Source organism: Pseudomonas putida (assembly GCF_003228315.1).
GTDB classification, from domain to species: Bacteria; Pseudomonadota; Gammaproteobacteria; order Pseudomonadales; family Pseudomonadaceae; genus Aquipseudomonas; species Aquipseudomonas putida_S.
In genome coordinates, this window is the sequence record NZ_CP029693.1 from 3,904,465 (window position 1) to 3,929,848 (window position 25,384).

General features: G+C 60.8%; 27 protein-coding genes. 14 read left to right on the plus strand and 13 right to left on the minus strand.

The window, feature by feature from the left end; all coding sequences use genetic code 11:
- The first annotated feature begins 18 nt into the window (after nucleotides 1-18).
- A complete protein-coding gene (locus DKY63_RS18205) occupies nucleotides 19-342 on the plus strand; it encodes a DUF3392 domain-containing protein (RefSeq protein ID WP_110965345.1) in 324 nt (107 codons plus the stop codon).
- A 130-nt stretch (nucleotides 343-472) separates the two neighbouring features.
- On the opposite strand, the gene trmB is transcribed toward DKY63_RS18205, so the two are convergent.
- The 4 genes from trmB to DKY63_RS18225 all read right to left on the minus strand — a co-directional run bounded on the left by trmB (nucleotide 473) and on the right by DKY63_RS18225 (nucleotide 2,715).
- Nucleotides 473-1,198: a tRNA (guanosine(46)-N7)-methyltransferase TrmB gene (gene trmB / locus DKY63_RS18210; RefSeq protein ID WP_110965346.1), complete on the minus strand. Its 726-nt coding sequence runs from the start codon at nucleotides 1,196-1,198 to the stop codon at nucleotides 473-475.
- A gap of 9 nt (nucleotides 1,199-1,207) precedes the next feature.
- A complete protein-coding gene (locus DKY63_RS18215; RefSeq protein ID WP_007953385.1) occupies nucleotides 1,208-2,002 on the minus strand; it encodes a thiazole synthase in 795 nt (264 codons plus the stop codon).
- 60 nt (nucleotides 2,003-2,062) lie between these two features.
- Entirely contained in the window at nucleotides 2,063-2,263 is a 201-nt protein-coding gene (gene thiS / locus DKY63_RS18220) for a sulfur carrier protein ThiS (RefSeq protein WP_162634911.1), read from the minus strand.
- A 71-nt stretch (nucleotides 2,264-2,334) separates the two neighbouring features.
- On the minus strand, nucleotides 2,335-2,715 hold the full coding sequence (locus tag DKY63_RS18225) for a DUF423 domain-containing protein (RefSeq protein WP_110965348.1): 381 nt from the start codon (nucleotides 2,713-2,715) through the stop codon (nucleotides 2,335-2,337).
- Nucleotides 2,716-2,789: 74 nt separating this feature from the next.
- On the opposite strand from DKY63_RS18225, the gene mtgA reads away from it, so the two are divergent.
- Nucleotides 2,790-3,512, plus strand: a complete 723-nt coding sequence (gene mtgA / locus DKY63_RS18230; RefSeq protein WP_110965349.1) for a monofunctional biosynthetic peptidoglycan transglycosylase — start codon at nucleotides 2,790-2,792, stop codon at nucleotides 3,510-3,512.
- A 201-nt stretch (nucleotides 3,513-3,713) separates the two neighbouring features.
- On the opposite strand, the gene rpoH is transcribed toward mtgA, so the two are convergent.
- The 4 genes from rpoH to ftsY all read right to left on the minus strand — a co-directional run bounded on the left by rpoH (nucleotide 3,714) and on the right by ftsY (nucleotide 7,837).
- Nucleotides 3,714-4,568 carry an RNA polymerase sigma factor RpoH gene (gene rpoH / locus DKY63_RS18235; RefSeq protein ID WP_110965350.1) on the minus strand — a complete coding sequence of 285 codons (855 nt, stop codon included), beginning with the start codon at nucleotides 4,566-4,568 and terminating at the stop codon, nucleotides 3,714-3,716.
- 112 nt (nucleotides 4,569-4,680) lie between these two features.
- The gene (ftsX, locus tag DKY63_RS18240; protein ID WP_110965351.1) at nucleotides 4,681-5,703 is read right to left on the minus strand and encodes a permease-like cell division protein FtsX; all 1,023 of its coding nucleotides are present in this window, start codon (nucleotides 5,701-5,703) and stop codon (nucleotides 4,681-4,683) included.
- Entirely contained in the window at nucleotides 5,700-6,371 is a 672-nt protein-coding gene (gene ftsE / locus DKY63_RS18245; protein WP_110965352.1) for a cell division ATP-binding protein FtsE, read from the minus strand. The genes ftsX and ftsE overlap by 4 nt, the downstream gene beginning before the upstream one ends.
- Entirely contained in the window at nucleotides 6,368-7,837 is a 1,470-nt protein-coding gene (gene ftsY / locus DKY63_RS18250) for a signal recognition particle-docking protein FtsY (protein WP_110965353.1), read from the minus strand. The genes ftsE and ftsY overlap by 4 nt, the downstream gene beginning before the upstream one ends.
- 344 nt (nucleotides 7,838-8,181) lie before the next feature.
- Between ftsY and DKY63_RS18255 the strand changes: the two genes are divergently transcribed.
- From DKY63_RS18255 to DKY63_RS18275, 5 genes are read left to right on the plus strand one after another with little or no spacing between them, the layout of a single operon-like run.
- A complete protein-coding gene (locus tag DKY63_RS18255) occupies nucleotides 8,182-9,537 on the plus strand; it encodes a M16 family metallopeptidase (protein ID WP_110965354.1) in 1,356 nt (451 codons plus the stop codon).
- The gene (locus tag DKY63_RS18260) at nucleotides 9,530-11,020 is read left to right on the plus strand and encodes a M16 family metallopeptidase (RefSeq protein ID WP_110965355.1); all 1,491 of its coding nucleotides are present in this window, start codon (nucleotides 9,530-9,532) and stop codon (nucleotides 11,018-11,020) included. The genes DKY63_RS18255 and DKY63_RS18260 overlap by 8 nt, the downstream gene beginning before the upstream one ends.
- Complete coding sequence (gene rsmD / locus DKY63_RS18265; RefSeq protein WP_110965356.1) at nucleotides 11,020-11,628, plus strand: 16S rRNA (guanine(966)-N(2))-methyltransferase RsmD; 609 nt, start codon at nucleotides 11,020-11,022, stop codon at nucleotides 11,626-11,628. The genes DKY63_RS18260 and rsmD overlap by 1 nt, the downstream gene beginning before the upstream one ends.
- Before the next feature lie 60 nt (nucleotides 11,629-11,688).
- On the plus strand, nucleotides 11,689-12,690 hold the full coding sequence (locus tag DKY63_RS18270) for a hydrolase (protein WP_430523161.1): 1,002 nt from the start codon (nucleotides 11,689-11,691) through the stop codon (nucleotides 12,688-12,690).
- 3 nt (nucleotides 12,691-12,693) lie between these two features.
- Complete coding sequence (locus DKY63_RS18275) at nucleotides 12,694-13,539, plus strand: AraC family transcriptional regulator (RefSeq protein WP_110965358.1); 846 nt, start codon at nucleotides 12,694-12,696, stop codon at nucleotides 13,537-13,539.
- Between the two features lie 102 nt (nucleotides 13,540-13,641).
- Here DKY63_RS18275 and DKY63_RS18285 read toward each other — a convergent pair whose 3' ends face one another.
- Both DKY63_RS18285 and DKY63_RS18290 read right to left on the minus strand, forming a co-directional pair.
- Nucleotides 13,642-14,496: a sulfurtransferase gene (locus tag DKY63_RS18285; RefSeq protein WP_110965359.1), complete on the minus strand. Its 855-nt coding sequence runs from the start codon at nucleotides 14,494-14,496 to the stop codon at nucleotides 13,642-13,644.
- A gap of 45 nt (nucleotides 14,497-14,541) precedes the next feature.
- On the minus strand, nucleotides 14,542-15,216 hold the full coding sequence (locus DKY63_RS18290; RefSeq protein WP_110965360.1) for a TetR/AcrR family transcriptional regulator: 675 nt from the start codon (nucleotides 15,214-15,216) through the stop codon (nucleotides 14,542-14,544).
- A 146-nt stretch (nucleotides 15,217-15,362) separates the two neighbouring features.
- Here DKY63_RS18290 and DKY63_RS18295 point away from each other — a divergent pair, with 146 nt between their 5' ends.
- The 5 genes from DKY63_RS18295 (at nucleotide 15,363) to DKY63_RS18315 (ending at nucleotide 20,068) form a co-directional block, all read left to right on the plus strand.
- Nucleotides 15,363-16,793, plus strand: a complete 1,431-nt coding sequence (locus tag DKY63_RS18295; RefSeq protein ID WP_110965361.1) for a coniferyl aldehyde dehydrogenase — start codon at nucleotides 15,363-15,365, stop codon at nucleotides 16,791-16,793.
- 28 nt (nucleotides 16,794-16,821) lie between these two features.
- Nucleotides 16,822-17,367 carry a twin-arginine translocation pathway signal protein gene (locus DKY63_RS18300; protein ID WP_110967942.1) on the plus strand — a complete coding sequence of 182 codons (546 nt, stop codon included), beginning with the start codon at nucleotides 16,822-16,824 and terminating at the stop codon, nucleotides 17,365-17,367.
- 156 nt (nucleotides 17,368-17,523) lie between these two features.
- Nucleotides 17,524-19,119: a GMC family oxidoreductase gene (locus DKY63_RS18305; RefSeq protein ID WP_110965362.1), complete on the plus strand. Its 1,596-nt coding sequence runs from the start codon at nucleotides 17,524-17,526 to the stop codon at nucleotides 19,117-19,119.
- A 115-nt stretch (nucleotides 19,120-19,234) separates the two neighbouring features.
- Entirely contained in the window at nucleotides 19,235-19,714 is a 480-nt protein-coding gene (coaD, locus tag DKY63_RS18310; RefSeq protein ID WP_110965363.1) for a pantetheine-phosphate adenylyltransferase, read from the plus strand.
- A gap of 102 nt (nucleotides 19,715-19,816) precedes the next feature.
- A complete protein-coding gene (locus DKY63_RS18315) occupies nucleotides 19,817-20,068 on the plus strand; it encodes a YfhL family 4Fe-4S dicluster ferredoxin (RefSeq protein WP_110965364.1) in 252 nt (83 codons plus the stop codon).
- 159 nt (nucleotides 20,069-20,227) lie between these two features.
- Here the strand turns inward: DKY63_RS18315 and DKY63_RS18320 are convergent, their stop codons facing one another.
- From DKY63_RS18320 to DKY63_RS18330, 3 genes are read right to left on the minus strand one after another with little or no spacing between them, the layout of a single operon-like run.
- Nucleotides 20,228-20,548, minus strand: coding sequence for a multidrug transporter (locus DKY63_RS18320; RefSeq protein WP_110965365.1), 321 nt, complete (start codon nucleotides 20,546-20,548; stop codon nucleotides 20,228-20,230).
- A 53-nt stretch (nucleotides 20,549-20,601) separates the two neighbouring features.
- On the minus strand, nucleotides 20,602-21,414 hold the full coding sequence (gene mutM / locus DKY63_RS18325; protein WP_110965366.1) for a bifunctional DNA-formamidopyrimidine glycosylase/DNA-(apurinic or apyrimidinic site) lyase: 813 nt from the start codon (nucleotides 21,412-21,414) through the stop codon (nucleotides 20,602-20,604).
- A gap of 59 nt (nucleotides 21,415-21,473) precedes the next feature.
- Complete coding sequence (locus DKY63_RS18330; protein WP_204354359.1) at nucleotides 21,474-22,289, minus strand: HDOD domain-containing protein; 816 nt, start codon at nucleotides 22,287-22,289, stop codon at nucleotides 21,474-21,476.
- Between the two features lie 304 nt (nucleotides 22,290-22,593).
- Between DKY63_RS18330 and DKY63_RS18335 the strand changes: the two genes are divergently transcribed.
- Entirely contained in the window at nucleotides 22,594-23,790 is a 1,197-nt protein-coding gene (locus DKY63_RS18335) for a class I SAM-dependent rRNA methyltransferase (protein WP_110965368.1), read from the plus strand.
- Between the two features lie 250 nt (nucleotides 23,791-24,040).
- Nucleotides 24,041-25,237, plus strand: coding sequence for an MFS transporter (locus DKY63_RS18340; protein ID WP_110965369.1), 1,197 nt, complete (start codon nucleotides 24,041-24,043; stop codon nucleotides 25,235-25,237).
- Nucleotides 25,238-25,384: the final 147 nt, after the last annotated feature.

A 25,384-nucleotide genomic window follows, 5' to 3' on the forward strand; every position in this document is an offset into this window, starting at 1 on the left:
AGCCCAAAGGGAAAACGAATGGATTTGATACTCGACCTGCTCGCCACCGTGTCTCGCTGGAGCCGCAGCAATCTCTCGGAAATCGCCCTGGCGCTGGTGGGTTGCCTGCTGGTGCTGTTCGGCTCGGACTTCAAAGGCTGGGTCGAGCAGCGCCTGGGCAGCATCGCCGGCGCCTTGCGCGTCCCGCTGATGGCCCTGCTGTGCATGATCGGCAGCGGCGCGGCACTGATCTACGCCACGCCGTGGGTCGTGCGCGGGTTGAGTCAGTTCAACAACTACAGCCTGGCGCCGGTGTTGTTGGTGGTGCTGGTGCTCATCGGTGTCGTCGCCGACCGCCGCTGACTTCAGACATACAAAAAAACCTGTAGGAGCATAGCTTGCTCGCGATTGCGACCTGACAGTCAGCATAAATGTTGAATGTTATGGCCTCATCGCGAGCAAGCTTTGCTCCCACAGGTTTACAGCGTATGACTCAGGACTGCTTCTCGAACTTCAAATCCCAAACCCCATGCCCAAGCCGTTCGCCACGGCGTTCGAACTTGGTGATCGGGCGTTCGGCCGGGCGTGGTACGCACTTGCCGTCTTCGGCCAGGTTGCGATAACCCGGCGCGACGTTCATCACTTCCAGCATGTATTCGGCGTACGGTTCCCAGTCGGTGGCCATGTGCAGAATACCGCCAACCTTCAACTTGCTGCGCACCAGCTCCGCGAAGGAAGCCTGAACGATGCGACGCTTGTGGTGACGGCTCTTGTGCCACGGATCCGGGAAAAACAGCATCAGGCGATCGAGGCTGTTGTCGGCCACGCAGCGGTTGAGCACTTCGATCGCATCGCAATCGTAGACCCGCAGGTTGGTCAGGCCCTGGGTCAGCACGCCATTGAGCAGCGCGCCGACACCCGGACGGTGAACTTCCACGCCGATGAAATCCTGATCCGGCGCAGCGGCGGCCATTTCCAACAGCGAATGGCCCATGCCGAAACCGATTTCCAGCGAGCGCGGTGCCGAGCGGCCGAACACCTGGTCGTAATCCACCGGCGCATCGGCCAGGGGCAGCACGTACAGCGGCGCGCCCTGCTCCAGGCCACGTTGCTGGCCTTCGGTCATGCGCCCGGCACGCATCACGAAACTCTTGATGCGGCGGTGTTGGCGCTCGTCGCCTTCTTCCGTCTGGATAGGCGTGTCGTTCGATTCAGTCATCAATGGCTCTTACTTGATCAGACCATCCAGCGGCGAAGAGGCGCTGGCGTAGAGTTTTTTCGGCATGCGGCCGGCGAGGTACGCCAGGCGACCGGCGACGATGGCGTGCTTCATGGCTTCAGCCATCATGATCGGCTGCTGGGCGTGGGCGATCGCCGAGTTCATCAGCACGGCGTCGCAGCCCAGCTCCATGGAGATGGTGGCGTCGGACGCGGTGCCGACACCGGCATCTACCAGCACCGGGATCTTGGCTTCTTCAAGGATGATCTGCAGGTTGTACGGGTTGCAGATCCCCAGGCCCGAACCGATCAGACCGGCCAGCGGCATGACCGCGATGCAGCCGATTTCCGCCAGTTGACGTGCGATGATCGGGTCATCGCTGGTGTAGACCATCACGTCGAAGCCTTCCTTGACCAGCACTTCGGCGGCCTTGAGGGTTTCGATCACGTTGGGGAACAGGGTTTTCTGATCGGCCAGGACTTCCAGCTTCACCAGGTTGTGGCCGTCGAGCAGCTCGCGGGCCAGGCGGCAAGTGCGCACGGCTTCGACAGCGTCGTAGCAACCGGCAGTGTTCGGCAGGAAGGTGTAGCGATCCGGCGACAGCACTTCGAGCAGGTTCGGCTCGCCCTCGATCTGACCGAGGTTGGTACGGCGCACGGCGAAGGTGACGATCTCGGCACCCGACGCTTCGATGGCCAGGCGAGTTTCTTCCATGTCACGGTATTTGCCGGTACCGACCAGCAAACGCGACTGGTAAGTACGACCGGCCAGAACGAAAGGCTTGTCGCTACGAACGATGCTCATGGGGAATCCTCTGTAGGGGTGAGGGTCTTGCAGAATTTTCGGCCCGTAAAGGCCTGGCGGCTAGCCGCCGCCGATGGCGTGCACCACTTCGACGTTATCGCCGTCGTTCAATGTGGTGTCTGCATGCTGACTGCGCGGGACGATATCCAGATTGAGTTCGACCGCTACCCGGCGTCCGGTAAGTTCCAGACGGGTCAGCAGGGCCGCAACGGTTTCACCGTCGGGCAGTTCAAAGGATTCGCCGTTCAACTGAATGCGCATGTGCAATGCCGCCATCATTTTAAAGGGCTGGCATTCTAGCCCGATCGTGACCTAAAGGTCAGCAACAAGCGTCAAGCGGTCAGTGGCAGGCGCCAGGCGGCGAGACCCAGGCACAGCCAGCCCGCGAGGAAGGCCAGGCCACCGAACGGGGTGATGATGCCGAGCTTGCTGACACCGGTCAGCGTCAGCACATACAGGCTGCCGGAGAACAGCAGGATGCCGATGGCAAAGGACGCACCGGCCCAGGTGACCAGGCGACCGGGAATCTGCGTGGCCAGCAACGCGACGCCCAGCAGCGCCAGGGTATGCACCAGCTGATAGGTGACGCCGGTGTGGAAAATCGCCAGATACTCGGGTGTCAGGCGGTTTTTCAGGCCGTGGGCGGCAAAGGCGCCAAGGCCGACACCGGTGAAGCCGAAAAAAGCGGCCAGCATCAGAAAGCCACGCAGCATGAAGAACTCCAGTCAGACTCGATCAACAGGGTCTGTATAATGGCCCGCTCAACGGGTTCGGCCAAGCCATCTCTATGCTGCGTATCTATTTCCGTCGTTTCACCAAGGCCGTGCTCTGGTTCATGGGCGGCAGCGTGTTGCTGGTGCTGATTTTTCGCGTGCTTCCACCACCGGGCACAGCGCTGATGGTCGAGCGCAAGATCGAATCCTGGATCGATGGCGAACCCATCGACCTGCAACGCACGTGGAAACCCTGGGAAGAAATCTCCGACGACCTGAAGGTCGCGGTGATCGCCGGCGAAGACCAGAAATTCCCGGAGCACTGGGGTTTTGATATCGGTGCGATCCGCGCCGCACTGGCACACAACGAGTTGGGGGGGTCGGTTCGCGGCGCCAGTACGTTGAGCCAGCAAGTTTCGAAGAACCTGTTCCTATGGTCTGGTCGCAGTTGGCTGCGCAAGGGGCTGGAGGCCTGGTTTACCGCTTTGATCGAGGTGCTTTGGCCCAAGCAGCGGATTCTTGAGGTCTATCTGAACAGCGCCGAGTGGGATGACGGTGTGTTTGGTGCGGAAGCGGCGGCACGGCATCACTTTGGTGTCAGCGCAAAAGGTCTCAGTCGCCAGCAATCAAGCCTGTTGGCGGCTGTACTGCCGAATCCGCGCGTGTGGAGTGCGAGCCACCCGACTTCTTATGTCGCCCGGCGTGCCGGGTGGATTCGGCGGCAGATGAGTCAGTTGGGTGGGGATAGTTATCTGGTGGAGCTCAATGATTCGCGTCGGGCACCTTGGTCCCAATAAAACGGCGCCTTCCCCTATAGGAGCGAGCCTGCTCGCGAAAAACCCAAGGGCACCGCTGAGCATCTGATTTTACGCGTTATCGTTCACGACCATCGCGAGCAGGCTCGCTCCTACAGGGATCAGGGTATTAGCCAGCAATCGCAGCACAAACAAAAACGCCCCGATCAATGATCGGGGCGTTTTTTATTGCATCTGTGCAGCTTAAGCGGCAATCGACAACTTCAGCTTGTTCATCGCGCTCTTCTCAAGCTGACGAATACGCTCGGCCGAAACGTTGTACTTCTGCGCCAGGTCGTGCAGCGTCGCCTTTTCCTCTGCCAGCCAGCGCTGGTAAAGAATGTCACGACTGCGGTCGTCCAGCACTTCCAGCGCTTCGTGCAGGTTGTGGTTGGAGTTGTCGCTCCAGTCCGCGTCTTCCAGTTGACGGGCCGGGTCGTACCGGTGGTCTTCCAGATAGTTGGCCGGCGACTGGAAGGCGCTGTCGTCGTCGGCTTCGGCAGCCGGGTCGAAGGCCATGTCATGGCCGGTCAGGCGACTTTCCATCTCGCGCACTTCCCGCGGCTCAACGCCGAGGCTTTCCGCCACGCGATGCACTTCCTCGTTGTTCAACCAGGCCAGACGCTTTTTCTGGCTGCGCAGGTTGAAGAACAGCTTGCGCTGGGCCTTGGTGGTCGCGACTTTCACGATGCGCCAGTTGCGCAGGATGAATTCGTGGATTTCAGCCTTGATCCAGTGCACGGCGAACGAAACCAGACGCACGCCCATTTCCGGGTTGAAACGTTTCACAGCCTTCATCAGACCGACGTTACCTTCCTGGATCAGGTCAGCCTGAGCCAGACCGTAGCCGGAATAGCTACGGGCGATATGTACGACAAAACGCAGGTGGGCGAGCACCATCTGCCGAGCCGCCTCAAGATCCTGCTCATAATAGAGACTCTCGGCCAGTTCACGCTCCTGCTCCGGCGACAGCAATGGAATGCTGTTGACGGTGTGCACATAGGCCTCCAGGTTCGCACCCGGGACCAGAGCATATGCAGGCTGCAAAGAATTGGTCATACGAAAAAACCTCCGACTTACAAACTCGTGCAGTTAAGCACTGCGAAAATTGACCGGAAACCGAAGAACAAGTTCCCAAAAAAACTGAAAGGTCAATACGAGCAAAATGATATTACTTTGGTGCGAGCTCCCTCAGGTGGCGAGCGACCGCAATCCACGCACCGATATACCCCAACAGCACCGCGCCAAGCAAGAGAGACAGACCATCGGCAACCGGCACACCGGCCAGCGCAAAATCACTGCCGTACAAACCGGCCAGTCCCACCACCGCGTCGTTCAACCAGTCCAGGCCGAACGCCAGCACGCCCCAGGAAAGAATCCCCGCACCAAAGCCATAAAGCGCGCCCATATACAGGAAGGGCCTGCGCACATAGCTGTCAGTGCCGCCGACGAGTTTAATCACTTCTATCTCTGTGCGGCGGTTTTCAATATGAAGACGAATGGTATTGCCTATCACCAAAAGTAATGCAGAAACCAGAAGCACGGTCAGACCGAAGACAAATCGGTCGCCCAGCTTGAGGATGGCCGCCAGGCGCTCGACCCAGACTAGATCAAGCTGCGCCTGCTGCACCTTGGGCATTTCGGAAAGTTTTTGTCTTAATGCTTCAAGCGTCGGCTTGTCGACTTCCTTCGGCGTCACCAGCACCACGCCAGGCAGCGGGTTTTCCGGCAACTCCTTGAGCGCCTCACCCAGCCCGGACTGCTGCTGGAACTCTTCCAGCGCCTGATCGCGACCCACATACTCGGCATCGGCCACGCCGGGCATGCCCTTGATCTGCTCACGCAGCGCTTCGCCTTCCGTCGGGCTGGCTTCGAGTTGCAGGTACAGGGAAATCTGCGCCGCACGCTGCCAGGAACCGCCAAGACGCTCGACGTTACTCAGCAAAAGTGACAGCCCCATGGGCAAACTCAGGGCCACCGCCATCACCATGCAGGTGAAAAAGCTGCCGATGGGTTGCTTGCCCAGCCGACGCAGGCTGTCCGCCATGCTCGCACGATGGCTTTCGATCCAGGCGCGGAACAGCGTCGCGAAGTCCGGGCCGTCATCATCGTCATGTTTTTTCTTCGCTGGCTGCGGATCGGCGGCCTTTGGAGCCACGCGCTCGGAAACCTTTGGACTGCGTGTCGCACTCATACCCCGGCCTCCCCGTCGCCGATCAATCGACCGCGCTGCAGCGTCAGCATGCGGTGGCGCATACGCGCAATCAGTGCCAGGTCGTGACTGGCGATCAGCACGCTGGTGCCCAGGCGGTTGATGTCTTCGAAGACACCCATGATCTCGGCCGCCAGGCGCGGGTCGAGGTTACCAGTCGGCTCGTCCGCCAGCAGCAAGGCCGGGCGGTGAACAATGGCGCGGGCGATGCCGACGCGCTGTTGTTGGCCGGTGGACAGATCGCCCGGATACAGATCGGCCTTGTCCGACAGCGCAACGCGCTCCAGAGCCGAATCCACACGCTTGGCGACCTCGGCCTTGGACAGACCCAGGATCTGCAACGGCAGCGCGACGTTGTTGAATACAGTGCGATCGAACAGCAACTGGTGGTTCTGGAACACCACGCCGATCTGTCGGCGCAGGTACGGAATCTGTGCGTTGCTGATGGTGCTCAGGTCCTGCCCAGCGAGCAGCAGCTTGCCACTGGTCGGACGCTCCATGGCCAACAACAGCCGCAACAGGGTGCTTTTACCGGCGCCGGAATGGCCGGTGACAAACAGAAACTCGCCACGACGGACTCGAAAGCTCAGCTCATGCAAGCCGACGTGACCGTTCGGATAGCGCTTACCGACCTGTTCGAAACGAATCATGAACGCTCCCGCTCGGCAAACAGTGCCTGGACAAAGGGTTCAGCTTCAAAGGTGCGCAAATCGTCGATGCCTTCACCCACGCCGATATAGCGGATGGGCAGGCCGAATTGCTTGGCCAGGGCGAAAATCACCCCGCCCTTGGCGGTGCCATCGAGCTTGGTCAGTGCCAGGCCGGTCAGTTCGACGGTCTGGTTGAATTGCTTGGCCTGGTTGATGGCGTTCTGGCCGGTGCCGGCGTCGAGCACCAACAGCACTTCGTGCGGCGCATCGGCGTCGAGCTTGCCGATCACCCGGCGAACCTTCTTCAGCTCTTCCATCAGATTGTCTTTGGTGTGCAGTCGACCGGCGGTGTCGGCGATCAATACATCAATGCCACGGGCCTTGGCGGCCTGCACGGCATCGAAGATCACCGAAGCCGAGTCGGCCCCGGTGTGCTGGGCGATGACCGGGATCTTGTTGCGCTCACCCCACACCTGCAACTGCTCAACCGCAGCGGCGCGGAAGGTGTCGCCGGCGGCGAGCATGACTTTCTTGCCTTCCAGCTGCAGCTTCTTCGCCAGCTTGCCGATGGTGGTGGTCTTGCCGGCACCGTTGACGCCGACCACCAGAATCACGAATGGCTTGTTCTGCGAGGCGATTTTCAGCGGTTGCTCGACAGGTTTGAGCATTGCCGCCAGCTCGCCTTGCAGGGACTTGTAGAGCGCGTCGGAGTCGGCCAGTTCTTTACGGGCGACCTTCTGCGTCAGGCGCTGGATGATCACCGAAGTGGCTTCAACGCCGACGTCCGCGGTCAGCAGGCGGGTTTCCAGGTCATCGAGCAATTCGTCATCGATGGCCTTTTTGCCGAGGAACAGGCTGGCCATGCCTTCGCCAATGCTGGCGCTGGTCTTGGACAGGCCTTGCTTGAGGCGGGCAAAGAAGCCGGTCTTGGTTTCTTCGGCGCGCGCAGGCTCGGCCGGTTTTTCGATGGGGGCTTCGACGGGAACGATCGGGGCTGCAACTGGCGCAGGAGCCTGGACAACCGGAGCAGCAGGAATTACCGGCTCGGGAACAACAGGAACAGGCTCGGGTTCGACAACCGGAGCGGCAACCGGCGCCTGTACCGGCTCGGGTGCAAACGCGGTCGGCGCGGGAATCGGTGGAGTAACGTGCGGCGCCAGTTCGTCTTCAACCAGCGCCACCGGCTCTTCCGCCACCGGCAAGGTCAGCCACGGCTGGGCGGCTGGCGTCGAAGGCTGTTCGGCCACGACGACCGGCTCAGCGATCACTGGTTGGGGCGCAGGCTCGGTAACTGGCTGCACCACTGGCGCAGGCTCTGCATCTATGACCGGCGCGGGAGCCGGTTCAGGAATGGGTTGTGGCTGTTCGACGACGGGTTCCTGCGGCTTTTTGCGCAGCCATCCGAACAGGCTTTTTTTCTCGCCAGCCGCAGCTGGGGTCTTCTTGTCGTCGTTGGAACCAAACATGGAGGACGGCTATCTCACGGTAGCGACGCGCCAACGGGCGCCCCGGTAAATAAATAATCGATGCAGAACAGACTGCGATTGATCCAGCTTGTTCACGCGCAACATTTTGTCGAGGAGCGGGTTGGCGCCTCAAGGAATCGATTTCTCAATGGACTAAAGCAGCAAAATCGGCGAAAAAGCAGAAATCAGTTGATAAATATCCACCTTTCGTCGCAAACCCATTCAACCTGATCACGCATAAAGGCCTGATAGGCGTGGCCGCCGCTAAAACGGATCAGTATCCTAGCACCCTCTCGCCCGCAGACGCTAAGACCAAGCGGGCAGCCCAACAGGTTTAAAAACGAATGAATGCTCTAGCCCGCCGCGCCGCAGGCCTGCTGCTCAGCACAGTTTGTCTGCCCCTCTCGGCCCTGGCGGCCGATCCGCAACCCACCCACGAATTCACCCTGGATAACGGCTTGAAGGTCGTCGTGCGCGAAGACCATCGCGCGCCGGTGGTGGTTTCCCAGGTCTGGTACAAGGTCGGCTCCAGCTATGAGACGCCGGGTCAGACCGGTTTGTCCCACGCCCTGGAACACATGATGTTCAAGGGCAGCGAGAAAGTCGGCCCCGGCGAAGCGTCGCTGATCCTGCGCGACCTCGGCGCCGAAGAGAACGCCTTCACCAGCGATGACTTCACCGCCTACTACCAGGTGCTGGCCCGCGACCGCCTGGGCGTGGCCTTCGAACTGGAAGCCGACCGCATGGCCAGCCTGCGCCTGCCGCCCGACGAGTTCGCCCGCGAGATTGAGGTCATCAAGGAAGAGCGCCGCCTGCGCACCGACGACAAGCCGATGTCCAAAGCCTACGAGCGCTTCAAGGCCATGGCCTACCCCGCCAGCGGCTACCACACGCCGACCATCGGCTGGATGGCGGACCTGGACCGCATGAAAGTCGAAGAGCTGCGTCACTGGTATGAGTCCTGGTACGTGCCGAACAACGCCACCCTGGTGGTGGTCGGCGACGTGACCCCGGATGAAGTCAAAACCCTGGCCCAGCGTTACTTTGGCCCGATCGCCCGGCGCGATGTGCCGCCTGCGAAGATTCCGCTGGAACTGGCCGAACCCGGCGAGCGCCAGATCACCTTGCACGTGAAGACACAACTGCCCAGCCTGATGCTGGCGTTCAACGTACCGAGCATCGCCACCGCCGAAGACAAGCGTTCGGTGAATGCCTTGCGCCTGATTTCGGCCCTGCTCGATGGCGGCTACAGCGCGCGCATTCCGACGCAGCTGGAACGCGGCGAGGAATTGGTGTCGGGCGGCTCGTCCAGCTACGACGCCTACACCCGTGGCGACAGCCTGTTCACCCTGTCGGCATCGCCCAACAGCCAGAAGAAGAAAACCATCGCCCAGGCTGAAGCCGGACTGTGGAAACTGCTCGAACAATTGAAAACCACCGCACCGTCCGCTGAAGAACTGGAACGCGTGCGCGCGCAGGTCATCGCCGGCCTGGTTTATGAGCGCGACTCGATCACCAGCCAGGCCACCGCCATCGGCCAACTGGAGACCGTCGGGTTGTCCTGGAAGCTGATGGACACCGAACTTGCCGACCTGGAAAGCGTGACCCCGGAAGATATCCAGAAAGCCGCCAAGCTGTATTTCACCCGCGAACGTCTCAGCGTCGCCCATGTACTGCCGGAGGAGACGCCTCATGAGTGAACATAAAAAACCGCGCCTGGCCTTGCTTGGCCTGATCGCCGTGGCCCTGCTCGGCTCGGCAGCCTTCTACTTCTCCAAAACAGGCGACACCGTGGCCAGTGAAGCACTGGACAAGGCCAAGGCCAGCCAGAAGCTGCAATCGCTGACCGAACTCAACGGCAAGGCGCCGAGCCACCGCAAACTCGACGTGCAGACCTGGAACACCGCCGAAGGCGCCAAGGTGCTGTTCGTCGAAGCCCGCGAACTACCCATGTTCGACATGCGCCTGATCTTCGCCGCCGGCAGCAGCCAGGACGGCGACGCTCCGGGCCTGGCGTTGCTGACCAACGCCATGCTCAACGAAGGCGTGGCCGGCAAGGACGTCAGCGCCATTGCCCAGGGCTTCGAAGGCCTCGGTGCGGATTTCGGCAACGGTGCTTACAAGGACATGGCCGTTGCCTCCTTGCGCAGCCTCAGTGCCGCGGACAAACGTACACCTGCCTTGAAGCTGTTCGCTGAAGTCGTCGGCAAGCCGACCTTCCCCGCCGACTCGTTTGCCCGCATCAAGAACCAGATGCTCGCCGGCTTCGAATACCAGAAACAGAACCCCGGCAAACTGGCCAGCCTTGAGCTGATGAACCGCCTGTATGGCGATCATCCATACGCCCACTCCAGCGATGGTACGGCGAAAAGCGTTCCGCCGATCACCCTGGCGCAACTGCGGGCGTTCCACCAGAAAGCGTATGCGGCGGGTAATGTGGTGATCGCGCTGGTCGGCGACCTGTCCCGCGCCGAGGCCGAAGCCATTGCCGCACAGGTTTCCGCCGCCCTGCCCAAAGGGCCGGCCCTGCCGAAAATCGCCCAACCGAGCGAGCCCAAGGCCAGCGTCGGCCATATCGAGTTTCCGTCCAAACAGACCAACCTGATGCTCGCGCAACTGGGCATCGACCGTGACGACCCGGATTACGCGGCACTGTCCATGGGCAACCAGATCCTTGGCGGCGGCGGGTTCGGCACCCGATTGATGAGCGAAGTGCGCGAGAAGCGTGGCCTGGCGTATGGTGTCTACTCGGGCTTCACCCCGATGCAGGCGCGCGGGCCGTTCATGATCAACCTGCAGACCCGCGCCGAAATGAGCGAAGGCACGCTGAAGCTGGTACAGGATGTCCTCGCCGACTACCTCAAGACCGGCCCGACGCAAAAGGAACTCGACGACGCCAAGCGCGAACTGGCCGGCAGCTTCCCGCTGTCCACCGCCAGCAACGCCGATATCGTCGGCCAGCTCGGCGCGATCGGTTTCTATAATCTGCCGTTGAGCCACCTGGAAGACTTCATGCAGCAGTCGCAGAACCTGACGGTCGAGCAAGTCAAGGCGGCACTGAACAAACACTTGAGCACGGACAAAATGGTCATCGTCAGCGCTGGCCCGACCGTGCCGCAAAAGCCGTTACCGGCCCCTTCTGATAAACCCGCCGAGCAGCCGCTCGGGGTTCCGGAGCATTAATGGCCACTCAATCGAAATCGAAAAAACCCGTGCACAACGGCGTGAACCAGCTGCGCATCATCGGCGGCGAATGGCGCAGCCGAAAACTGAGCTTCCCCGATGCCCCGGGCCTGCGCCCGACGCCGGACCGGGTGCGTGAAACCCTTTTCAACTGGCTCGCACCCTATGTGCCCGGCGCCAAGGTGCTCGACCCGTTCACCGGCAGCGGCGCGCTGTTCCTTGAAGCCCTGTCCCGTGGTGCTGCCACCGGTCAGGCGCTGGATGCCAGCAGCCTGGCCGTGTCCAGCCTGAAGGAGCATCTGGGCACACTGCGTTGCACCACCGGCCATGTGCAGACCGCCGATGCCCTGCGCTATCTGGAAACCCAGACAGCAACGGCTTACGACCTGGTGTTCCTCGATCCGCCGTTCAACCAGAACCTTCTGCCGGCCGTGTGCAAGCTGCTCGAAGAGCGGCAGTGGCTGGCCGAGGATGCCTGGGTATACACCGAAAGCGAATCCGCGCCGTCGACGCTCGGGCTGCCAGGCAACTGGCGCCTGCACCGGGAACAAAAATCCGGGCGCGTCTATTATTCGTTGTGGCAACGTATGGCAGAGATCGCCGGTTAATCGACCGGCCTGAACAAGGCGCACACCTCAATCCAGGTGTGCGCCACTGCTTCGAGAACAATCGTGCACCCTCCGTCAGAACGTTTTACCCCCGCCTTCGGCCTCGGCAACCCGCACTTGCAGACCTTGTGGGGACCGCTGTGGCGCAAAACCACCCATATCGAACGCGAGCGCGAACGCCTGTGGCTCCAGGACGGTGATTTCCTGGATCTCGACTGGCATGGCCCGCACAGCGCCGAAGCGCCCCTGGTGCTGGTGTTGCACGGGCTCACCGGCTCTTCGAATTCGCCTTACGTGGCCGGCATGCAGAAAGCGCTGGGCGACCGCGGCTGGGCCAGCGTCGCGCTGAACTGGCGCGGTTGCTCCGGCGAACCCAACCTGTTGCCGCGCAGCTACCATTCCGGCGCCAGTGAAGACCTGGCCGAAACCATCAACCACCTGCGGGCCAAGCGGCCGTTGGCGCCGCTGTACGCGGTGGGTTATTCCCTGGGTGGCAATGTCCTGCTCAAGCATCTGGGCGAGACCGGCAACGACAGTGGCGTGCTCGGCGCGGTGGCGGTATCCGTACCCTTCCGTCTGGACCAGTGCGCAGACCGCATCGGCCAGGGCTTTTCCAAGGTCTATCAGGCGCATTTCATGCGCGAGATGCTCGCCTACATCAAGAACAAGCAACGCCAGTTCCAGCATGACGGCCGTGAAGATGGCCTGGCCACGCTGGCCGCCCTGGGCTCACTGGAAAACCTGCGCACCTTCTGGGATTTCGATGGCCGGGTGACGGCGCCACTGAACGGCTTCGCCGATGCCGAGGACTACTACCGTAGGGCATCGAGTCGCTACTTCCTGGGGGAAATCCGCACGCCGACCCTGATCATCCAGGCCGCCGACGACCCCTTCGTCTTTTCCCACAGCCTGCCGCACGCCGAGGAGCTGTCACCGTCCACGCAGTTCGAACTGCAGGCCAAGGGCGGGCACGTGGGATTCGTCGACGGCTCGGTCAGGCAGCCGGGTTATTACCTGGAACGGCGCATCCCCCAATGGCTAAGCTCTGTGAGGCTCGGATAGGCCATGGATGACCGTCAGGAAGAATCGATCCACTTCTGGCAAACGGCACCGTTGACCGGGGTTGAATTGCTGTCGGCGCGCTACATCGACCACCGTTTCGCGCCCCATGTGCACGAAGGCTACGTGATCGGCATGATCATGGCCGGCGCCCAGCGCTACCGTTATCGCGGCGCCGAGCACCTGGCGGGCAGCGGCACCCTCGTATTGATCAATCCCGATGAACTGCACACCGGCCACAAAGGCACGGAGGACGGCTGGCTGTATCGGGCGTTTTATCCGGACAGCCGGCAAATCACCTCACTGCTGGCCGAGCTCGAACTGCCGACCCACCACCTGCCGGCGTTCGGCGCGACGCTTTATCGCGATCCGGACCTGGTGAGCGGCTTCTGCCAACTGCATCGCCTGCTGGAAAGCCCGGCCACCGCACTGCAACAGCAAACCGCCTGGCGTGAACTGATGCTGGCGTTGCTGCAGCGTCATGCGGCGGTTGGCGAAGCCGGCAAACCGGGCAAGGAGCATCGGGCGGTGACGCGGGCCAAGGAGCTGTTGCACGCGCAACTGGCAGCGCCGCCTTCGCTGGAAGAACTGGCCGCGGCGGTGAACCTGTCGCCCTTCCATTTCGCCCGTGTGTTCCGCCGCGCGACCGGCATGCCGCCACACACCTGGCTGATGCAGCAGCGCATCGCCCGGGCGCGAACCTTGTTGCAAGGGGGATGTTTGCCGCTGGAAGTCGCCATGCAGCTGGGTTTTGCCGACCAGAGTCATCTGAGTCGGCAGTTCAAGCAGGTGTATGGCGTGGGGCCGGGGGCGTATCGCAGTGCTCGGCAATCACTGACGACACATCTCTGAACTGTAGGAGCGAGCCTGCTCGCGATGGCGATGCGTCAGTCAACATCTCAGTCGATTGACACTCCGCTATCGCGAGCAGGCTCGCTCCTACAGGGGAAGAACTTATTCGCCGACGGCAACGCCGCGCGCCGGATCATTGATCCACTCACTCCACGACCCCGCATACAACGCCCCCAACGGATAACCCGCCAGGCACAGGGCGAACAGGTTGTGGCACGCCGTCACGCCAGAGCCGCAGTACGCCACCAGATCGTCGGGTGAGCGACCCGCCAGTTTTTCACTGAACCGCTGCTTGAGCTGATCGGCCGGCAGGAATCGCCCGTCGCTGCCCAGGTTGTCGGTGAACGCCGCACATTGCGCGCCGGGAATATGCCCCGCCACCGGGTCGATCGGCTCCACTTCACCCTTGAAACGCGGCAAGGCGCGAGCGTCGATCAAGGTCAGCTCGGGCTGGTGAAGGCGTTTTTGCAATTGTTCGGCACTGAGCAGCAGCGAAGTGTCCGCAGTCCCGCTGAAGGTACCCCGCGCCGCCAACGGCGGATCCAGGCTCAAGGGCAAACCCGCTGCATGCCAGGCCTTGAGCCCACCATCGAGAATGAACACACCGTCACGCTTGCCCAACCACGCCAGCAACCACCAGGCCCGCGCCGCGTAGGCGCCGGGACCGTCGTCGTACAGAACCACTTCGCTGTCGTTATTGATGCCCCAGGCCTGCAGGCGCTCGATCAACTCGGCGGGTTCGGGCAATGGATGACGCCCGGTCACCCCCTTGATCACTTTCCCGCTCAGATCACGCTCAAGATCGGCAAAACTCGCCCCGGCAATATGGCCCTGGGCATAGCTGCGCTGACCGTAGTCCGGGTCTTCGAGGGCAAATCGACAATCCAGAATCACCAGCCCCGGCTGCTCCTTTTTCAGGTCCAACGCTTGCGGGCTGATCAATTGCGCAATGGGCATAACGGGCTCCTGTGATTAAACCGGGTCTGGATGCTACTTCACTTTTTATTGCGCGGCTTCTTCAAGCGCCTGTGCCAGCGGAACATAAAACTCTTCGAACAGCGCATTGACCTCATCACGGGCCTGATCGGTGACAAAACCGGCCTCAAGCACCAGCACCTGATACACGCCGCGCTTGATCGCTTGCTCGCTGAGGTGGCTGGAGTTCTCCCGCGTGGTGCACAGAAAACGCACCCAGGACGTGAGGATGATCCAGGCATTGAGGGTCAGGGACTCGATCTGCACCTTGTCCATGGTCAGGATGCCGGCGGCGACGAACCCTCTGTAGATGGCCGCGCCCTGAATCAGGCAGCGCTGGGAGAAGCGTCGGTAGCGCGCGGCCAGTTCGCTGTCGCTGTCGAGCAGATGCTCGAGGTCGCGATGCAGAAAGCGGTATCGCCACATGGCCGAGAGCAGTTCCTTGAGGTAGAAGCGTTTGTCTTCGACCGTGGCTGCTCGCCCCTGGGGCGGGCGCAGGAAGCTGTCGACGAGGCTTTCGTACTCGCTGAACAGCACGGCGATGATCGCCTGCTTGTTGGGGAAGTGGTAGTACAGGTTGCCCGGAGAAATCTCCATGTGGGCAGCGATATGGTTGGTGCTGATGCTGCGCTCGCCCTGCTGGTTGAACAGCTCCAGGCTGTTCTGCACGATGCGCTCGCTGGTTTTTATCCTTGGGGCCATGGCTTGAGCTTAAATTCAGAGTGCGTTGACGGGCATCTTACGACCTATCCGGAGATGGATAAAACAAAGCCGTGCCCGTGTGTCATTTGACTTTATAGAGCATAGACTCTAAAAAGTGCCTCATTACAATAAAAGCGGAGCCGACCATGACTGCTGAAATTTCCTACCTGCAAGATCTGCAGCAACCGCTGGCGGAGCTCCAGGCACAGTTTGATGCGCAGCGCGCCGCCTATGCCGCCAACCCGATGCCACCTGCAGCCCAGCGCCTGCAATGGCTCAAGGCACTGCGCGACTTGCTCGACAGCGAACGCCAGGCCCTGATCGATGCGATCAGCCAGGATTTCAGCCACCGCAGCGCCGATGAAACCCTACTCGCCGAGCTGATGCCCAGCCTGCACGGCATTCATTACGCCAGCCGACACCTCAAGGGCTGGATGCGCCCCTCGCGACGCAAGGTCGGCCTGGCCTTCCAGCCGGCTTCGGCCAAGGTGATCTATCAGCCACTGGGCGTGGTCGGGGTGATCGTGCCGTGGAACTACCCGCTCTATCTCGCCATCGGCCCACTGGTCGGCGCACTGTCGGCGGGCAACCGGGTGATGCTCAAGCTCAGCGAATCGACCCCCGCCACCGGCCTGCTGATGAAGCAGTTGCTGGCCCGAATCTTCCCCGAAGACCTGGTCTGCGTGGTGCTGGGCGAGGCTGATATCGGCGTGGCGTTTTCCAGGCTGCACTTCGATCACTTGCTGTTTACCGGCGCCACCAGTATTGGCCGGCACGTGATGCGCGCGGCAGCGGAGAACCTGACTCCAGTCACCCTGGAGCTGGGCGGCAAATCCCCGGCCATCGTGTCCCGTGACGTACCCCTCGAAGACGCCGCCGAGCGCATCGCGTTTGGCAAAACCCTCAACGCCGGCCAGACCTGCGTGGCCCCGGACTACGTGCTCGTGCCGGACGATCGCATCGGCTCGTTCGTCGAGGCTTATCGCCAGGTGGTCCGCAGCTTTTATCCGACACTGGTCGACAACCCGGACTACACCGCCATCATCAATGACCGACAACTGGCGCGGCTCAACGGCTACCTCAGCGACGCGACCAGCAAGGGCGCGCTGTTGATTCCGCTGTTCGACCAGGGCCAGGGACGTCGCATGGGGCATAGCCTGTTGCTCAACGTCACCGACGACATGACGGTGATGCAGGACGAAATCTTCGGCCCGCTGCTGCCGATCGTGCCGTACTCGGATCTCGACCAGGCATTTGCCTACATCAACCAGCGCCCTCGCCCACTGGCGCTGTACTACTTCGGCTACGACAAGCGCGAACAACAGCGCGTGCTCCACGAAACCCATTCCGGCGGCGTGTGCCTGAACGACACCCTGCTGCATGTCGCCCAAGACGACATGCCCTTCGGCGGCATCGGTGCCTCGGGCATGGGCCATTACCACGGTCACGAAGGCTTCCTGACCTTCAGCAAGGCCAAGGGTGTGCTGGTCAAACAGCGCTTCAATGCGGCGAAACTGATTTACCCGCCCTACGGCAAATCCATTCAGAAACTGATCCAGAAGCTGTTCATTCGCTAACGCTCAACGCCAACGGATAAAAACAATGATGGATCAGACCCTGTCCGAAACGCCCGCGCTGTCACGGCGCGGCCTGCTCAAGTTCAGCCTGGGCGCCAGCGCCTTTCTCGCCACCGCCGGATTGGGCGCCAGCCTGAGTGGTTGTTCATCGAGCATCCCCGAGAGCGGTTTCGCAGCGCTGCGCAGTGGTGACCTGCTGTTTCTGCGTGCGCTGATCCCGGTGCTGCTCGACGGTGCCGTGACCGCTGAACAGATGCCCGCTGCCATCGACGGCACCCTGAAAAGCCTCGACTACAACCTCGATCACCTGTCGCCGGAAATGCTCAAGCTGACCCGTCAATTGTTCGATGTGTTGGGCATGGCCGTGACACGGGGACCACTGACCGGCATCTGGGGCAGCTGGGAAAACGCCAGCGGTGATGAGATCCGGCATTTTCTCGATCGCTGGGAAAACAGCTCGCTGAGCCTGCTGCGCATGGGCCATAGCTCGTTGGTGCAGCTGGTGATGATGGCCTGGTATGGGCGCAAGGAGTCGTGGGCGCATTGCGGGTATCCCGGGCCTCCAACCGTTTGAGACCGAGTTGCCCCAATCGCGAGCAAGCTGTGCTCCCACAGGCTCAGCGTCGTACGCGGGTGCCCGGCATGACATCAAATCTGTAGGAGCAAAGCTTGCTCGCGATGGCATCGGTTGCCTCACCACAAAATCCAAAAACAATAAGAGAACCTGAAGATGCCCGTACCCGACCCGTTCCGCGAAGGCATGGCCCGTGGCTGGAAAACCCATGACGGCTCGCAACTGACCCAGGACCTGACCCTCGAAGCGGATGTGGCGATCATCGGCAGTGGCGCCGGTGGCGGGACCACGGCGGAAATCCTCAGCGCGGCCGGTTACAAAGTGCTGCTGATCGAGGAAGGCCCGCTCAAGACCAGCAGCGATTTCAAACTGCTCGAAGACCAGGCCTACAGCAGTCTCTATCAGGAAGGTATCGGCCGTATGAGCAAGGATGGCGCCATCACCATCCTTCAGGGCCGGGCCGTGGGCGGCACCACGCTGATCAACTGGACGTCCAGTTTCCGCACGCCCGAGCCGACCCTGGAACACTGGGCCAAGGAGCACAACGTCAAGGGCCACAGCCCGGCTGAGATGGCGCCGTGGTTCGAGAAAATGGAGCAGCGCCTGGGCGTCGCGCCGTGGATGGTGCCGCCCAATGCCAACAATGATGTGATCCGCAAAGGTTGCGAACAGCTTGGCTACAGCTGGCACGTGATCCCGCGCAACGTGCGCGGCTGCTGGAACCTCGGCTACTGCGGCATGGGCTGCCCGACCAACGCCAAGCAATCGATGATGGTCACCACCATTCCCGCCACCCTCGAAAAGGGCGGCGAACTGCTGTATCTGGCCCGCGCCGAAAAACTACTGATCACTGGCGACAAGGTCACCGGACTGCAATGCGTGGCGATGGATGCGCGCTGCGTCGAGCCCACGGGGCGGCGCATCACGGTGAAGGCTCGGCATTACGTGCTGGCCGGTGGCGGGATCAACAGCCCGGCGCTGCTGATGCGTTCCGACGCGCCGGACCCACACAAGCGGCTGGGCAAACGGACCTTTCTGCATCTGGTGAACATGTCCGCCGGGCAGTTCGACGAGGTGATCAACCCGTTCTATGGCGCCCCGCAATCAATCTACTCCGACCATTTCCAATGGCAGGACGGCACCACCGGCAAAATCGGCTACAAGCTGGAGGTCCCACCGCTGCACCCGGCGCTGGCCACCACGCTGCTTGGAGGATTTGGCCAGGAAAATGCGCAACACATGGCCAGCCTGCCACACACCCACGCCATGCTCGCGTTGCTGCGCGACGGTTTTCATCCGGACAGCACCGGCGGCGATGTCGAGCTGCGCGGCGACGGCTCACCGGTACTCGATTACCAGGTTTCATCCTATGTCCGGGACGGTTTGCGCCGGGCATTTCACAGCATGGCCGAGATCCAGTTCGCCGGTGGCGCCAAGGCCGTGATGCCGATGCACGCTGATGCGCGCTATGTGAAAACCCTGGGCGAAGCGCACGCACTGATCGACGGGCTCAGCCTTGAGCTGTACCGCACACGGCTGGGCAGCGCCCATGTGATGGGGGGTTGTGCGATGGGCGAAGACCCGAAAAATGCGGTGACTGACAGCCTCGGCCGGCATCATCAACTGGGCAATCTGTCGATTCATGATGGTTCGCTGTTCCCCACCAGCATTGGCGCCAACCCGCAATTGTCGGTCTACGGATTGACGGCGCAACTGGCGACTTCCCTCGCCGAACGCTTGAAAAACCCATGAAAACGACGAACATTCCCATCGTCTATAGTGCTTTCTTACCCAACAGTCGACTTTCCCGACCGGTAAGGCTGCGATACCATCCGACTCCCCAACGCACTCCCGCCAGGACGCCGCGATGAACCGAGTGTTGTACCCAGGTACCTTCGACCCTATTACCAAGGGCCATGGCGATCTGGTCGAACGCGCCTCGCGCCTGTTCGATCACGTGATCATTGCCGTCGCCGCAAGCCCGAAGAAAAACCCGTTGTTCCCTCTGGAACAGCGTGTTGAGCTGGCCCGTGAGGTCACCAAGCATCTGCCAAACGTTGAAGTCGTCGGCTTTTCGACCCTGCTGGCGCATTTCGCCAAAGAGCAGAACGCCAACGTGTTTCTGCGTGGCTTGCGCGCCGTATCGGACTTCGAATACGAATTCCAGCTGGCAAACATGAACCGCCAGTTGGCCCCGGACGTGGAAAGCCTGTTCCTCACCCCGTCCGAGCGTTATTCATTCATTTCCTCGACGCTGGTCCGTGAAATCGCAGCCTTGGGCGGCGATATCACCAAGTTCGTGCACCCTATAGTCGCGGATGCCCTGACCGAGCGCTTCAAGAAGTAATCACCGCTCAATCGGCGCCCGCGTGCACAGCGGGCGCCAATGCGGCACAATTACGCGCATTGATTTATTGCGCCCGGGCTCGCCGCCCCGGCTGGAGTTAGCATGTCCCTGATCATCACCGACGATTGCATCAACTGCGACGTCTGCGAACCCGAGTGCCCAAACGCCGCCATTTCCCAAGGCGAAGAGATCTATGTGATCGACCCGAACCTGTGCACCCAGTGCGTCGGTCACTACGACGAGCCACAGTGCCAACAGGTCTGCCCGGTGGATTGCATCCCCCTGGACGAAGCCCATCCGGAGACTCAAGACGAGTTGATGGAGAAGTACCGCAAGATTACCGGTAAGGCTTGAGCCTTGAGCCTTGAGTCGCCTGTGCCGACGCCTTCGCGAGCAGGCTCGCTCCCACACTTGATCGGTGTTGTTAATCCATAAGTGAGAACACCCAAGGTCTACTGTGGGAGCGAGCCTGCTCGCGAAAGCGTCATCAGCCACACGGAAGATGTAACTGACTCACTGCGTCTGCTCAAACCCCTCCCCGATACACCCCAAACACCGCACGAACGCCGCCTTCGCCGGGTCCACCACCAAAGCCTGCCCCGCATCACTCACACCACCCCCCATGGCGGTAAACGGCAACGACACCACAAACACCCCCGCGCCGATCACTGTCGCCACCACCAGCAACGGTCGGGCGATCAGCAGATCGCCGATCATGGCGTATGCCGGCGGATTATGGATGGTGTAAAGCGGATCGCCGCTGCCGTCACTGGCGGCGACTGAAGTACCGACGCTCAACAACAGCGCGGCGGCGAGGGTTTTGTACAGCTTCATGGCACGGTCCTTCGGCGAGATAGTCAGAACACTGACTATAGACCGTCGACCTTTCAGGTCTGGCAACGTGGGCAAAAGACGCTGGCGCGCTGCCCCAGTTTCACTTCGCGCAACTGCGTGCCGCAGACCTTGCAGGCCTCGGCCCCACGGCCATACACGAACAGCTCTTGCTGGAAATAACCCGGCTGACCGTCACCGCCGATAAAGTCCCGCAGTGTGGTGCCACCACGTTCGATGGCGGCGGCCAGAATGCGTTTGATCTCAATGGCCAGCTTCAGATAGCGCGCGCGGGAAATGCCCTTGGCTTCGCGACGCGGGTCGATCCCGGCGGCAAACAAAGCCTCGGTCGCGTAGATGTTGCCCACGCCCACCACCACTGCGTTGTCCATGATGAACGGCTTGACTGCCATCGAACGCCCGCGGGACAGCTGGAACAGGCGTTCACCGTCGAACAGGTCGGTCAGCGGCTCCGGCCCCAGGCGAATCAACAGTTCATGGTTGAGCGGATCAAGGCTCCAGAGCATCGCGCCAAAGCGACGCGGGTCGGTGTAGCGCAGGGCCAGGCCCGACTCCAGTTCGATGTCCACATGCTCGTGCTTGGCGGCGGGCGTGCCGACCTCCACCAGACGCAAATTCCCCGACATGCCCAGGTGACTGATCAAGGTGCCGACTTCGGCGTTGATCAGCAGGTACTTGGCACGCCGCTCCACCAGCACGATGCGCTGGCCGGATAGGCGCACATCGAGGTCTTCGGGAATCGGCCAACGCAGGCGACGGTCGCGCACGATCACCCGGCTGACGCGCTGGCCTTCCAGGTGCGGGGCAATGCCGCGGCGGGTGGTTTCGACCTCTGGCAGTTCGGGCATGGCGATTCTCTACATCAGGCCTCTGATCGAGGCCTGGAAATACGGGAAGATCCCGCCACTCAGCGGTGAGCGCCCAGTTCGCGGATCGTTTGCTTGAGGTTTTCGAAGTCGTAGTCGGACAGGCCGACATAATCGAGCACCAACGGCCCGATGGTCTCCCACTCATGGTCTTCGGTCTGGCTGCCCAGCACTCGGTAGGAGGCACAGATGTGTTCGGCCATCTTCAGAATGCCCAGCAGGTTCTTCAGCGAACTGTGGCGCGAGGACTCATCGCTGAAGATCGCCAGGGCGTTGTGGTGATTGGCGATGGCCGCCGAGACGTGGTCCGGCAGGCGCCAGGACTTGGCCGTGTAATAACCGACCACGGCATGGTTGGTGTTGAACGCCTTGTTTTCGGTGTCCACCACCCGGCAATCGGGGCCGGCGTTGGCATACGCCTGTTCCAGCACCGTCATGTAGTCGGGGAATCGCTGGAGCATCAGCGGCACGCCGCAGTCGTGGAACAGACCCAGGGCATAGGCCTCGTCGCCCGCCTGCACGCCGACGCGCTTGGCCAGGGTCAGGCAGGTCATCGCCACGTCCTGCGCGGTGTCCCAGAAGCGGTTCAGGGTGACGATGGTTTCGTCATTCATTTCGCCCTTGATCGACTGTGCGTTGATCAGGTTGATGATCGAGCGGCTACCCAACAGATTTACGGCGCGCTGGATCGAGGCGATCTTGTTGCTCAGACCGTAATAGGGCGAGTTGACGATTTTCAGCAAGGAACCGGAGAGCCCCGGATCCTGGGAAATCAGCTTCGCAATCACATCCAGATCCGGATCGGGCATGTACTGCTCCATCTGCAGATCCACCATGATCTGCGGTTGGGCAGGCACACTGATGCCTTGCAGGGATTGATGGATCTGTTCGGGAGTCAACTCTTGGGACATAAGTACACACTCTGGGCCAGGCGCAGATTCTAGCTTCTAAAAGTTGGATCCGACATCCCAGCGAGCACATCGCGGGAATTTTCACCCATTTGAAATCGCTTTCGCGAGCAGGCTCGCTCCTACAGGGGAGCGCACTGCTCTTTGTGGGAGCGAGCCTGCTCGCGAAGAGGCCATCAGCGTTTCATCGCCCATCAACCCCGCCGCAGATGCCAACACGCTATACTCCCGCTCTTTTTTCCGGAGCGACGTCATGTCCCTGCCTAGCCTGCGCCTCAAAGCCAACGCCGACCGTCGTCTGCGCAACGGTCATTTGTGGGTCTACAGCAACGAAATCGATGTAGCCGCCACCCCTCTGCACGGTTTCAAGGCCGGCGACCAGGCGATCCTCGAAGCCGCCGGCGGCAAGCCGCTGGGCATCGTCGCCATGAGCCCGAACAACCTGATCTGCGCCCGCGTGCTGTCGCGCGACATCAAGCTGCCGCTGGACAAGTCGCTGCTGGTGCATCGCCTGAACGTGGCCCTGTCGATCCGCGACCGCCTGTTCGACAAGCCGTTCTACCGCCTGGTCTACGGCGACTCCGACCTGCTGCCGGGCCTGGTGGTCGACCGCTTCGGCGACATCCTGGTGGTGCAGATCGCTTCGGCGACCATGGAAGCCCACAAGGACGACGTGATCGCGGCGCTGACCCAAGTGCTCAAGCCAAGCGGCATCCTGTTCAAGAACGACTCCGCCGCCCGTGACGCCGAAGGCCTCACCCGCTACGTCGAAACCGTGTTCGGCCTGGTGCCGGAGTGGGTTGCGCTGGAAGAGAACGGCGTGAAATTCGAAGCCCCGGTCATCCAGGGCCAGAAAACCGGCTGGTTCTACGACCACCGCATGAACCGCGCGCGTCTGGCGCCTTATGCCAAAGGCAAGCGCGTACTGGATCTGTACAGCTACATCGGCGGCTGGGGCGTACAAGCGGCTGCATTCGGCGCCAGCGAAGTGTTCTGCGTCGACGCATCGGGCTTCGCCCTCGACGGCGTCGAGCGCAACGCCGCACTGAACGGCTTCGCCGACAAAATGACCTGCATCGAAGGCGACGTGTTCGAAGCCCTCAAAGAGCTGAAAGCCAGCGAAGAACGTTTCGACGTGATCGTGGCCGACCCGCCGGCGTTCATCAAACGCAAAAAGGACATGAAAAACGGCGAAGGCGCCTACCGCCGCCTGAACGAGCAAGCCATGCGCCTGCTGACCAAGGACGGCATCCTCGTCAGCGCCTCCTGCTCGATGCACCTGCCGGAAGACGACCTGCAAAACATCCTGCTGACCAGCGCCCGTCACCTGGATCGCAATATCCAGATGCTGGAGCGTGGCGGCCAGGGGCCGGATCATCCGGTGCATCCGGCTATCCCTGAAACTCGCTACATCAAGAGCATCACCTGCCGGTTGCTGCCAAACAGCTAACAACCCGGCTGTTCTGTAGGAGCGAGCACGCTCGCGATGGTCGTCAACGATAACGCGGGGAACCTACCCCGCGGCGTCCTTGAGTTCATCGCGAGCATGCTCGCTCCTACAGGGTTATTTCCTACGGGAGAAACTTTCATCAAAACAGGAAATCTCCTACAGGACTTCTGATTGAATTCCCCTTGCTCCAGATTAGTATCGGTTTCTGGTTTCAAGCATGAACGCTTGATCACTCCGGAAAACAAAAACAATGTCTGAGCCCATCTGCCAATCTCCAAGTACGGATTTGAGACGACATCGAGTCTCGCGATTTATCCTGATTACCAATATCTCGTTAATCAGTTTTTTTCCTCTGAATGTTCTACTTCCTTCTTTTCCTGCCTTGGCCGCGAAGTTCGACACCCCCACGGCAGAAATCGCTCTGACCATCAGCTTGTTTACACTGGTCTTTTCAATCTCTCAACTGGTGGTCGGCCCGCTCTCGGATAGATGGGGGCGCAAAGAGGTGCTTCTCGGCTGCCTTACAGTCTCCACACTCGGCTCGATAGGCTGCGCACTGGCTTCGGACTACCCGAGCTTCCTGCTATTTCGTGCCATCCAGGCCATAGGGTGTGGATTTTTTGTATTGGGTCACGCATTGGTTGAAGATCTGTTCGAGGAACAGGATCGGGCCCGGGTGCGAATTTATTACATGACCCTGAGTGGTTCCTTTGTTGCTCTGTCGCCATTATTGGGCTCATGGTTACAGACTACGTTCGACTGGCAGGGAAGCTTCTACAGCTTTGCGCTCATGGCATTGGTTATGCTCATCCATGCCCAACTTGCACTTCCTTCAAAAGTATCCAGCCCTGAAAGAATGCAAGCGCCAGTAATGTCGACGCTGAAATCCATCATCAAAAATCGAGACTTTATCCGTTACTGGTGCATAGCGGCGTTAGTGTTTGCGTGCTACTTCGCATTAATCAGCGTGACGCCGATGATCTTCATAGATGATCTAAAGCTTTCCGAGTACCAATACGCATGGGTACTAATGGTGTATGGGACGGCCTATCTTATCGGTGGAGTCGCTGCCACTTTCATGCAAAAACATATGCCCCTTTCTTTGCAAATTTACATCGGGCTTGGATTATTGAGTGCCGCAGGCGTGCTGTTGGCATTGATCATCAATTATGAAGCGATGACGACGATCAACTTGCTCATACCGATGATAATCAGCGCCCTGGCCGTGACACTGGTTCGACCTGCCGCCATTTCCGCAGCAATGTTGCTGTTCTCCAGCAGCGCCGGAACTGCTGCATCAGCCGGCAATACCATCATGTTCCTCACCGCAGCCATCAGCAGCGCCGCTCTTGCACAAGCCGGTAGCCATTTGCTGATAACCATTGCTGTCAGCTTCATCGCCTTCAGCCTTTTGGGTTTGCTGATCAATGTCAGAACCGGTCGGTGACTGCGCGCCGTTCACGTTTTTCAATCCTGTAGGAGCGAGCACGCTCGCGATGGTCGTCAACGATAACGCTGGAAGCCTGACACCCAGCAGCGTCCTTGAGTCCATCGCGAGCATGCTCGCTCCTACAGGGTTCTTGACACATCCTGA